Here is a 10256-nt window from a genome sequence, read left to right as displayed (position 1 = left end):
TTTTTTGGAAATTATCATTTGCGGTGCAACACTTTTCATTTGGCTTGTTGAAGGGACTTGTGCAACTTCTTTTGGTGCTCCAAATCTGTCTAGTGGAATACTCTGTTTTTTATCCAAATCCTTAAATTCCTTGAATGGTCCATTGATACCTGCATTATTGAAGAAAACATCAATCTTTCCAAATTCATCCACAGTCTGTTTTATATAATTCTTCACATCTTCTTCGTTTGTAACATCAGCTTGGACAACTAAAATATTTTCTTGATCCGCATTTAATCTACTAGTGTAGGGAGATCGAATGAAATAGGAGCTTTTATATTTGATCTCCGCCTCCGGTAAACGCGTTTAAAAACGTGTGAGAATTTAAAAAAAGGGTAGTTGAAAAAGGGAACGAGAAACCTCTTTATCGATGTAATTGAATAAGGAGGCTAGAGCCGGCTACATAATTCAGGAATTGGGTTTGTGAGGAGGAGAGCTTATGTTTCGATTAGATAAACAAAATAGAGAAAGATATACGAAAAATATAATAAATGCTTTATATGAAAATAATAAAGAAGAATTTCGTGAAAGCTATATAGAACTTCACCCATCCGATCAAGTAGATATTTTCATTACGTTGGATAAAGAGGGACGGGAAAGAGTGTATATGTTTTTGGAGCCGAAAGAGTTTGCAGTCATCTTCTCTGGCTTGTATTTTATTCATCAGCAAGTTTGTATCGAAGAATTGTCGGATGAGTATTCCTCGGAAATGTTCAATCATATGTTTACAGACGATACGGTAAACTTTTTGAAACGGATTAATCAAGCGGAAGCGAAGCATATTTTGGATAAGATGGAAAAGGAAAAAGCAGGGAAAATCCAGATGATCTTGGATTATGATTTGGAAACTGCTGGAGCGGTGATGACCGATGAATATATCACCGCTTTTCCGGAAGAAACCGCAGAAGACGTGTTAGCCAAAATTAGGAGAGAAGGCTCTGATGCTGAAATTGTTTACTATACGTATGTAATAGATAGGAAAGGGTATTTAAAGGGCGTTGTCTCTTTAAAAAAATTAATTATGGCTGATCCCACTGATGCAGTCGAGCATATGATGCATCAACATATTGTCTCTGTTCTGGCAGACATGGGACAAGAAGATGTCGGGAAAATTATTCAGAAATACGACTTACTGGCTGTTCCCGTCGTAACAGAGCAAAATCGCCTGCTGGGAATTATTACAGTGGATGATGCATGGATATCATTGAACTGCAAACGACTAAAAGCTTTGGTGAATTCTCAACGGTGAAAGATGCAACGGAAACAGATACGAGTGCTTTTACAGCAGCAAAAAAACGTGCTCCGTGGATCATTTTTCTCATGTTCGCGGGGATGATTACAAGTGGGGTGATCGGGCAATTTGAAGAATAGAATCCGTTGTCGTCCTAGCAGCTTTTATGCCGATGTTGATGGATTCGGGAGGAAACGTCGGCACGCAATCCCTGGCAGTTTCTGTTAGAGGACTTGCACTCGGAACAATTGATATGAAAAATTTGTGGCGCATGATGAGGAAAGAATTTTCAACCGGCTTTTTAATCGGATTGATTTGTATGGTGCTCATTACCATCTTGATCCTTCTCTTTTATGGGAACATCATGCTAGGCGTAGTGGTTGGACTATCCATTCTTGTTACATTAAGTATATCGGCAGTTGTCGGTATACATGTTCATGGTACCAACTCCTTTTCATTATCTTTGTTTAGCTTTTTCCCTGGATGAGAAGTAGTGAAACGTGCTGAGTAATAGAGTAGGGAAGCGGGAGACTCGAAGTATGGTCTTATGTCAAGAAATCGGACAAGTTAAATGTAGAAATCTCTTAGTTAAATTAAATTTAGTGTAAAATGGATTACAGTTGTTATTACTTTTGATGATTTGATAAAGGCCACATAGCCCGCGAAGCTACCGCGCTCCGCTTGGTGCCCTAATGGTTTACAAAGAAAGGAAAAACCACTCTTTCTTTGCAAACCATTAGGAGATGGGTGATTCTGCTGTGTACCGAATTTGCATTCATTCCCAATTGGATTTATTGGCGTTTATTAGTATTAGCTTACCAAGGCATTCTCAAAGTCGTGTGGTGACTTCATTCCACAATGTCCGTGAATACGGACCGTATTATAAAATGCATCTATATATTCAAAAATAAGTTCATGGGCATGCTTTAAATTTTGGATGACAAAACGATTCAACCACTCACGTTTGATTAGTGCATGAAATGATTCTATACACGCGTTATCCCAAGGGTTTCCTTTGTTTGAGTAGCTGCGTATGTATTCTCCTGCAGGTGTTGCTTCAAGATAGCTTTTAGATACATACTGACACCCACGATCGCTGTGGATAACAACGGGTTGACTAAGTCTCCTGTTTGCTTTTGCTTTTTCAATTGCCTTAACGACATGTTCTGTGGACAGGCTATCCGATAGCTGCCACCCTATTATTTTTCTAGAATATAAATCCATTACGCTAGTAAGGTACACGAATCCCGTTAAGGTATGCACATAAGTGATATCAGTCACCCAGACAGTATTAGGGGCTACTGGGTTAAAATCCCTGTTCAAGATATTCCTTAGTTTGGTGTCAAATTCCGGGTCGATGGTGGTTCTTACATATGGACTAACCCAAATGGCTTTTATACCTTCCTCTCGCATATAATTACCTACCGTCTTTTCAGCTATGATGTGCCCCCTGGACTGTAGAATTGATGCTATTTTTGGTGCGCCGTAAATCTGACGTGACTCATGATAAATTTGTATGATTTCAGTTTTAATATCCTTTTTTCTAACTTTTTGTTTTGATGGTGTTCGCTTTTTCCAGCTATAATATCCCGATGTAGAAACGCCCAATATTTTGAGCACACTGTTAACAGAAATCTTGCGTTTCTTTGCCATTTGGCTAGTTACTTCATAGATTGTTCCTGTTAATTGCTCAGTATGCCCACAGCCTTTTTTAGGATCTCCAAGGCATCCTGCGAATCTCGCAATTCCTTCTTCAGGCGGGCAATTTCTTTATCAGCATCGGAGGCATGATTTCCAGATCCTCGGTGTTCAACCACACCGTCGTTATTCTTGGCGGCTGACACCCATTTTCCGAGTGTAGATTCACCGATTTTAAGATCCTTTGCCGCTTGTCCTAAGGTTTTACCTGATGAATAATAATAATAATTGACTGCATCTTGCTTAAATTCTGCATTAAATTGCTTACGTTTTGCCATATTACAATCTCCCCCAGTTAATAATATTGTACTATATTAAACTAGGAGATTTCTCTATTTGGGTTGTCCTATTTATATTCTAGCATCAATTTTAAACGTTTTGCTCAAAGTTGGAAAATATCCGATAAATTTAGCTCTAGAGAGGGTACTGTTTTTGATCTTATACTCTCCTCAACATGTAAAACATCATATCTGATTTCATTGTTTTTGTCTCTGTTGTATACCAATATATGTCTCTGGAGTGGATCGATAATCCAGTATTCTTTTACATTGTTTTTCATATAAAGGTTTAGTTTCGTGACAATATCGTGGGATATGTTAGATGGGCTCAAAATTTCTATGATGAAATCAGGCGCTCCTATGTGTTCGTTCTCTGTTAGATTGTCTGGATTGCACGTAACAAATAGATCTGGAACAACTATCTTTTTATCGTCATGATTAACTGCGTCAAATAGAACATCGGTAGGTGCAGAAAACACTTCACATTTTTTATCTTTGAGTGCGTTGTACAATTCACCTTGTAAAAAAGTTGAAATTCGTTGATGTTTTATATTCGGCGAAGGAGACATATACACAACGCCATCAACATATTCAAGAACATCATTTGTTTCTTTTCTCATATTTATGAATTCGTTGTAGCTACTGTGTTTTTCATTTAATAAACCCAATATAAACACCGCCTTTATTACATTATACTTGATTGCCCGGACGAATGAAAGTGGAGGAGACATGGGCTTTATGACTTTAACATTTAAATTCGGTACCTATATGTTTGTTTTGTTTTCTTATCCGTTTTGGCATTTTTGTGAAAATGGATATTTCCCCCTTTCGTGACATCCCAATATTAACCCACCATGAATAATATTAACCCACCATGAATAATATTAACCCCACCTTAATCCCTTGTAACGATTCTGTAAATTTAAACTTTTTCCTAAAAAAATATGGTTTAATAAAACTTGTTCAATAAAAGGAGGGAGACATATGGGCCAAATTGATTTGGTGGATATTTCAAAGTCATACGATAAGCAAAAAAACGTATTAGACGAAATCAATCTATCCATTGAAGAAGGGGAGTTTTTTGTACTGGTTGGTCCGTCTGGATCTGGTAAAAGTACGTTACTTCGCATGATTGCAGGCCTTGAGGATATTACATCCGGCACATTGAAAATTAGTAACGAGGTTGTGAATCACCTGCCACCGAAGGACAGAAATCTGTCGATGGTCTTTCAAAATTATGCGCTATATCCACATTTATCTGTGGAGCAAAATATTCTTTTCGGTTTAAATGCGAAAAAAGTGGATAAAGAGGAGCAACAAAAGAGACTTATCGAAACTGCAGAAATGATGGGGCTAAGTGAGCTGTTAAAACGGAAGCCAAAGGAGCTTTCAGGAGGACAGAGGCAGCGTGTCGCATTAGCGAGATCGGTCGTGAGTGAGGCGCCACTTTGTTTAATGGATGAGCCGCTTTCCAATTTAGACGCTAAACTTCGGGGGCAAATGCGAATGGAGATTCGTCGTTTGCAAAAAAGGCTGGGGATGACGATGGTGTATGTGACCCATGATCAAGTCGAAGCGATGACAATGGGGGACCGAATTATGGTGTTGAATGATGGGAAGATTCAGCAGGTCGGAAAACCGATTACCTTATATAATGAACCTGCAAATTTATTTGTAGCTTCTTTTATCGGCTCACCGAAAATGAATATGGGGAAGGCTGTTTTTCATGCTGACCTGAATCAACTTGTGATTGATGATGCACTTCATCTAGAAATAGATCCCGTTATCAACAATGTACCACGCTACCCGAACGTAACGATTGGTATACGAGCGGAACATCTTTACCCTGGAACTGCAGAAAACACTACACATGTTGTAGAAGTGATAAATGTAGAACAGTTAGGAAATGAAACGTTGCTTGCGTTTGAAGTCGGTGCGGAAGTTTGGACGGCTAAATGGTCGGGACAATGGGACGTGCAAGTAGGGGAGAAGGTTCCAGTACATATTGCAATTGAAAATCTATGCTTCTTTGATTCGGATACAGGATTATTGATTAAGCCGGCAAGAGCGGGCAAACAGCAAGAGGTCGTAACGGCATGAGTATGAATAGTACAGCGATTCAACAAACGCCTAAAAGCCAAATAAATTTTGAACAAGTGAAAAAGAAGCAGCGGATGAAAAGTTTTTCTAAAGGCATGTTGTTCTTACTGCCTTCGATTGTTCTGTTTAGCGTGTTTCTATTCTACCCGCTCGCTCGAACCATTTATTTAAGTTTTTTCCTAACGGATGCCGCAGGGGCAACAACCGTTTTTGTTGGTTGGGAGAACTACGTGACGATGTTCACTTCCCCGATTTTCTTACAGAGTATGAAATCAACTTTTTTATTCGTCCTATATACCGTTCCGATTACGATTATTATCAGTTTGTTTTTGGCGGTGATTGCAAATGAGAAATTAAAGGGAATCGGTTTTTTCCGTACGATTTATTCATCAACCATGGGGATATCGGTTGCGGCCGCGTCTGTCTTCTGGCTTTATTTATTTCACCCGTCCATGGGTCCGTTGAATCTGTTGTTAAACGCCATTGGTGCAGAGGGGATTGGCTGGCTGACAGACACGTCTTGGGCACTGTTTGCGATAGCCATTACAACGATATGGATGAATATCGGTTTTACCTTTCTCATTTTATTAGGCGGACTGCAATCGATTGACTCTTCTTTATATGAAAGTGCGGATATTGATGGTGCCGGTTATTTTTATAAGTTAAGAAGAATTACGATCCCGATGCTTTCGCCAACCTTATTCTTTGTGGTGACCGTAACAATTATCAATGCCTTTCAAACCTTTGGGCAGATTGATATTTTAACACAGGGCGGTCCGGTGAATTCGACGAACCTTGTCGTCTATTCCATATACCGGGAAGCATTTGTAAACTATAAGTTCGGATCGGCAAGTGCTCAGGCAGTATTATTGTTCATCATTATATTACTCATGACTTTCCTGCAATTCAAGTTTGGTGAAAGGAAGGTTCATTACCAATGACAATCCCAACAGGTCGAAAAGTTATATTTTATATCTTACTGATTATTTCAGGATTTCTCGTCTTTGCGCCAACATTAATGGCGTTTGCCATGAGCTTTATGTCGAACAAAGACATTATGACGGGAAGCCTGCCTACATCGTTATCCTTTGATAATTATGTCAGGGCGTTCGGGCAGTTCCCATTACTTAAATATCTGTTGAATAGCTTAATCATTTCCTTAGTGATTATGCTTGGACAATTAATTTTATCAAGTTTAGCAGCTTATGCCTTTGTCTTTTTAGAGTTCAAAGGGAGAGATCTCTTATTCTTTGTTTTCATCGCGACGATGATGGTTCCTTTTGAAGCATCGATTATTCCGAACTTCCATATCATCCGTGATTTGGGGTGGATTGATACCTATCCGGGGCTGACCGTTCCATTCTTTGCGATGGCGTTTGGGACATTTTTACTCCGGCAGAACTTTAAACAAATACCGAAAGAATTAAGAGAAGCGAGTCAGATTGCTGGGATGGGAGATTTTAAATTCTATCTAACAGTCGTCTTGCCTGTTGCGAGAACTAGTTTGCTAACTTTAGGTGTGTACGGATTTTTAACCTCGTGGAATATGTATTTATGGCCACTCCTCACAACGACGAACGACAATGTTCGTACCGTACAAATCGGCTTAAAGCAATTACAAACACAGGAGCAATTAAATGACTGGGGTGTCATCATGGCAGGTGCTGTTATCGTTGTGATTCCTACTTTAATTCTTTTATTCCTCGGTCAAAGCAAGCTGCAAAAAGGATTAACGGAAGGTGCTTTGAAATAAGTTGGAGCTGCTCAAAATGAGCGGATGAACGAAAATTTTTATAAAAAAAGGAGTGTAATGAAAGAATGAAGAAGATACTTGCGATACTTATGTTAGGGTTCGTATTATTCCTTGCAGCATGTGGTTCAGATGGAAACGCGGACGAGGCAGCTGATAGTGCTACTGCTGGCGCGGAAGGTACAAGTGAGGGATCTGGAGATAACGAAAAACAAGTCGTTACATTCTGGCACTCGATGGGTGGGGCTGGTCAGGAAGCATTAAATGCGATTGTTGACAGCTATAATAGTTCCCAGGATGAAGTTCAAGTGAATGCAGAATACCAAGGTTCATATGATGAAGCATTGACGAAATTTAATAGTGTTGCCGGTACAGACAGTGCACCAACTATTATCCAAACGTTCGAAATTGGCACGATGTCGATGATTAATAGTGGCAGCATTTTACCAATTCAAGAATTGGTTGATGCAGATGGTTATGATATGAGCGGTTTAGAGGAAAATATTATTAACTATTATTCCTTAGATGGAACGTTCTACTCGATGCCATTCAACTCTTCCACACCGGTTATGTATTATAATAAGGATGCTTTTGAAGCAGCGGGGCTAGACCCGGAAGCTCCACCAGAAACATTTGAGGAAGTAGAAGAAGCAAGTAAGGCAATTGTGGAAGCTAATCCAGACATGAAAGGATTTGCACTGCAGGCTTATGGCTGGTTATATGAACAACTGCTGGCCAACCAGGGCGCCTTATTATTAAACAATGATAACGGAAGAACGGACACACCAACTGAAATTGGCTGGACAGAAGAAGAAGGGAAATCAATCTTTGAATGGGTAGAGCGTATGGTTAATGATGAAACATTCGCTAACTATGGAACGAATGGTGACAACATGGTTTCCGGTTTCTTAGCAGGGGATGTCTCGATGTTCTTACAATCTTCAGCTAGTTCAAGAGATGTGATTGATAACGCACCATTTGAAGTAGGTATCGCATTTTTGCCACACCCGGAGGAAAAAGAACGCGCAGGTGTTGTCATCGGCGGGGCAAGTCTTTGGATGATTGACGGGAAGCCGGAAGCAGAAACAAATGCTGCTTGGGATTTCATGAAGTATTTACAAACACCGGAAATTCAAGCAGAGTGGCATGTGGGAACAGGTTATTTTGCAATCAATCCGGCTGCATACGATGAGCAAGTTGCCGTTGATGCACACGAAGAAATGCCACAATTAAACGTGACGGTTGAGCAATTACAAGCAACAACGTCATCGTTCGCAACCCAAGGCGCATTAATGGATATGATTCCAGAAGGCCGTAAAATTATGGAAACAGCACTTGAAACGGTTTATAACGGTGGCGAGGTAGACGACGCGTATAACACAGCAGTCGATCAATTTAATACAGCAATCGAACAAGCAAACGCAGCACGAGGAGAATAATTTTTAATAAAAGAATGAGAGGGAATAAAGTATGATCGGATGCTTTATTCCCTTTCTGATTATCCATGAAAGGGAAGTGTTACGATGACAGAGACGAAGATTTATGGGCATCGCGGGTGTATGGGAACGTTCCCGGAAAATACGTTACTCGGATTTCTTCAAGCGATCCGCCAAGGCGCAGATGGGATTGAACTGGATGTACAAGTTACAAAAGATGGGGAGGTTGTCGTTATCCATGATGAGACGTTAGAGCGAACGACAGATGGAACCGGATTTGTAAAAGACCTGACCTTACAAGAACTCAAACAATATAGTGCAGGTGTAAAGTATGCTCATCTTAAGAATTATGATCGAGTGAATTGGTCTGCAGAACGTGTGCCAACCCTTCAGGAAGTGCTGGAGCTGTTAGCACCGTATAAAATCGAATTAAATATTGAATTAAAGACCAGTCTCTTTCAATACGAGGGCATCGAAGAAAAAGTATTAGTCCTCGTAAAGGAATATGGGAATGGTCGCAAAGTCATTTATTCCTCTTTTCATTTACCTAGCCTCTTGCGGATGAAACAGTTGGACCCGGATGCAGAAATTGCTTGGTTACTGGATCAAAGGATAGCGCATCCCGAGGATTATTTACATAGTTTGGAGCTTGAGGCATTACATGTATCCAAACGGATTGCATTTTCCGATACCTTTTATGGGAGAGATATAGTGAAGAAATTGCGGATTTGGACGGTTAACGAGCAGGATGAAATAAAACAATTACTCGATTTGGGTGTGGAAGCGATTATTACGGATTTCCCTGAAGAAGCCCTAAACGATCGAAATAAAAGGAAATCCCTTGCTTAAAAAGGTAATCGATATCTTATGTGTAAGTTGTATTGTTTTCGCTGGTGCTTATCTCGTTATGGAACGGGAAGTGGAGCCCGAACCAGCCATCGTTGATTCCCCAAAAGTTATTGCACATCGCGGGGCGAATGATCGCTTTAATGAAAGTACGATTACGGCGTATAAAATAGCTGCTGAAGACGGTGTTGATGCCCTGGAGATTGATTTACGAATGACGGCAGATGGTGCACTCATTGCTATGCATGACGAAACGATCGACCGGACAACGAATGGAACGGGGAATGCAACAGACTATTCATTGCAGGAAATAAAGGAACTTGAAACGTCGGAAGTGTTTGGAGAGCAGCGAACAATGGAAGAAATCCCTACATTAAGAGAGATTCTCGAAACGTTTCGGGACACGGAGCACTATTATATTGAAACGAGATTGGTTCATGGGGAACTTGTCATGGAAGAGCCGTTAATCGAGCTGTTACTCGAATATGACTTACTCTCCCAAGATCTCGTCACAATCCAGTCTTTCTCAGAGGAAAGTTTAGAAAAAATCCAAACGTTAGCACCAGAAATTCCGCTCACCCTTCTGTTTGGCAAAGAAAAATTCAATTTAAAGAAAGCAAAGACGTCTGATTATCCGATTATTGGCATAGAAGCAACGGACGTTACAATGAAAAGTGTTAATGAATTACACCGGCAAGGGAAAGAAGTGCATGTGTTTTTCAATGATGAGGTGACAACGAGGAAAGAGCAGGAGCGGGTGTATGAGCTGAATGTAGATGGTTATTTTACTGATGATATTCGGTTTACGAAAGGATTACTCAAGAAAGATAAGGATTGATGAAGAAGAGGTTAGGACATAACCTTTAGGTGTAGTGTAA

13 protein-coding genes are annotated in these 10256 nt (G+C 40.1%); 9 read left to right on the top strand and 4 right to left on the bottom strand.

Annotation, left to right across the window (positions count from 1 at the left end; all coding sequences use genetic code 11):
- Positions 1-300 (bottom strand): SDR family NAD(P)-dependent oxidoreductase (locus SPD53_RS18790; protein WP_336253469.1); only part of this gene is annotated, 300 nt, incomplete at its 3' end.
- A 178-nt stretch (positions 301-478) separates the two neighbouring features.
- Here SPD53_RS18790 and SPD53_RS18785 point away from each other — a divergent pair.
- The 3 genes from SPD53_RS18785 to SPD53_RS18775 are packed head-to-tail and all read left to right on the top strand — an operon-like array spanning position 479 to position 1757.
- Positions 479-1288, top strand: coding sequence for a magnesium transporter (locus SPD53_RS18785; RefSeq protein WP_336253467.1), 810 nt, complete (start codon positions 479-481; stop codon positions 1286-1288).
- The gene (locus SPD53_RS18780; RefSeq protein ID WP_336253466.1) at positions 1285-1410 is read left to right on the top strand and encodes a hypothetical protein; all 126 of its coding nucleotides are present in this window, start codon (positions 1285-1287) and stop codon (positions 1408-1410) included. The genes SPD53_RS18785 and SPD53_RS18780 overlap by 4 nt, the downstream gene beginning before the upstream one ends.
- A gap of 26 nt (positions 1411-1436) precedes the next feature.
- Positions 1437-1757 carry a magnesium transporter gene (locus tag SPD53_RS18775; RefSeq protein ID WP_336253465.1) on the top strand — a complete coding sequence of 107 codons (321 nt, stop codon included), beginning with the start codon at positions 1437-1439 and terminating at the stop codon, positions 1755-1757.
- Positions 1758-2080: 323 nt separating this feature from the next.
- On the opposite strand, the gene SPD53_RS18770 is transcribed toward SPD53_RS18775, so the two are convergent.
- The 3 genes from SPD53_RS18770 to SPD53_RS18760 all read right to left on the bottom strand — a co-directional run bounded on the left by SPD53_RS18770 (position 2081) and on the right by SPD53_RS18760 (position 3866).
- Positions 2081-2923, bottom strand: a complete 843-nt coding sequence (locus SPD53_RS18770) for an IS3 family transposase (RefSeq protein ID WP_336253464.1) — start codon at positions 2921-2923, stop codon at positions 2081-2083.
- A 29-nt stretch (positions 2924-2952) separates the two neighbouring features.
- Positions 2953-3246 carry a transposase gene (locus tag SPD53_RS18765; protein ID WP_336253463.1) on the bottom strand — a complete coding sequence of 98 codons (294 nt, stop codon included), beginning with the start codon at positions 3244-3246 and terminating at the stop codon, positions 2953-2955.
- Positions 3247-3350: 104 nt separating this feature from the next.
- On the bottom strand, positions 3351-3866 hold the full coding sequence (locus tag SPD53_RS18760; RefSeq protein WP_336253462.1) for a Uma2 family endonuclease: 516 nt from the start codon (positions 3864-3866) through the stop codon (positions 3351-3353).
- 364 nt (positions 3867-4230) lie between these two features.
- Here SPD53_RS18760 and SPD53_RS18755 point away from each other — a divergent pair, with 364 nt between their 5' ends.
- From SPD53_RS18755 to SPD53_RS18730, 6 genes are all read left to right on the top strand, one after another.
- The gene (locus SPD53_RS18755; protein ID WP_336253461.1) at positions 4231-5346 is read left to right on the top strand and encodes an ABC transporter ATP-binding protein; all 1116 of its coding nucleotides are present in this window, start codon (positions 4231-4233) and stop codon (positions 5344-5346) included.
- 2 nt (positions 5347-5348) lie between these two features.
- Positions 5349-6287, top strand: coding sequence for a carbohydrate ABC transporter permease (locus tag SPD53_RS18750; RefSeq protein ID WP_336253468.1), 939 nt, complete (start codon positions 5349-5351; stop codon positions 6285-6287).
- The gene (locus SPD53_RS18745; protein WP_156857758.1) at positions 6284-7099 is read left to right on the top strand and encodes a carbohydrate ABC transporter permease; all 816 of its coding nucleotides are present in this window, start codon (positions 6284-6286) and stop codon (positions 7097-7099) included. The genes SPD53_RS18750 and SPD53_RS18745 overlap by 4 nt, the downstream gene beginning before the upstream one ends.
- Positions 7100-7164: 65 nt before the next feature.
- Positions 7165-8535 carry an ABC transporter substrate-binding protein gene (locus tag SPD53_RS18740; protein ID WP_238471195.1) on the top strand — a complete coding sequence of 457 codons (1371 nt, stop codon included), beginning with the start codon at positions 7165-7167 and terminating at the stop codon, positions 8533-8535.
- Positions 8536-8619: 84 nt separating this feature from the next.
- On the top strand, positions 8620-9381 hold the full coding sequence (locus SPD53_RS18735; protein ID WP_336253460.1) for a glycerophosphodiester phosphodiesterase: 762 nt from the start codon (positions 8620-8622) through the stop codon (positions 9379-9381).
- Entirely contained in the window at positions 9374-10216 is an 843-nt protein-coding gene (locus SPD53_RS18730) for a glycerophosphodiester phosphodiesterase (protein WP_336253458.1), read from the top strand. The genes SPD53_RS18735 and SPD53_RS18730 overlap by 8 nt, the downstream gene beginning before the upstream one ends.
- Positions 10217-10256: the final 40 nt, after the last annotated feature.

It is taken from the genome of Oceanobacillus sp. MO10714A, from assembly GCF_037072045.1.
In the GTDB taxonomy this organism is placed as follows: domain Bacteria; phylum Bacillota; class Bacilli; order Bacillales; family Amphibacillaceae; genus Oceanobacillus; species Oceanobacillus indicireducens.
The sequence above is the reverse complement of the archived record's forward strand: the minus strand, read 5'-3'. Positions and strand labels throughout refer to the sequence as shown.

What these genes read in the sequence shown, in the direction of transcription:
- SPD53_RS18785 (WP_336253467.1), top strand. Translation starts at nt 479, where the DNA reads ATGTTTCGATTAGATAAACAAAATAGAGAAAGATATACGAAAAATATA.
- SPD53_RS18775 (WP_336253465.1), top strand. Translation starts at nt 1,437, where the DNA reads ATGCCGATGTTGATGGATTCGGGAGGAAACGTCGGCACGCAATCCCTG.
- SPD53_RS18770 (WP_336253464.1), bottom strand. Translation starts at nt 2,923, where the DNA reads ATGGCAAAGAAACGCAAGATTTCTGTTAACAGTGTGCTCAAAATATTG.
- SPD53_RS18765 (WP_336253463.1), bottom strand. Translation starts at nt 3,246, where the DNA reads ATGGCAAAACGTAAGCAATTTAATGCAGAATTTAAGCAAGATGCAGTC.
- SPD53_RS18760 (WP_336253462.1), bottom strand. Translation starts at nt 3,866, where the DNA reads ATGAGAAAAGAAACAAATGATGTTCTTGAATATGTTGATGGCGTTGTG.
- SPD53_RS18755 (WP_336253461.1), top strand. Translation starts at nt 4,231, where the DNA reads ATGGGCCAAATTGATTTGGTGGATATTTCAAAGTCATACGATAAGCAA.
- SPD53_RS18750 (WP_336253468.1), top strand. Translation starts at nt 5,349, where the DNA reads ATGAATAGTACAGCGATTCAACAAACGCCTAAAAGCCAAATAAATTTT.
- SPD53_RS18745 (WP_156857758.1), top strand. Translation starts at nt 6,284, where the DNA reads ATGACAATCCCAACAGGTCGAAAAGTTATATTTTATATCTTACTGATT.
- SPD53_RS18740 (WP_238471195.1), top strand. Translation starts at nt 7,165, where the DNA reads ATGAAGAAGATACTTGCGATACTTATGTTAGGGTTCGTATTATTCCTT.
- SPD53_RS18735 (WP_336253460.1), top strand. Translation starts at nt 8,620, where the DNA reads ATGACAGAGACGAAGATTTATGGGCATCGCGGGTGTATGGGAACGTTC.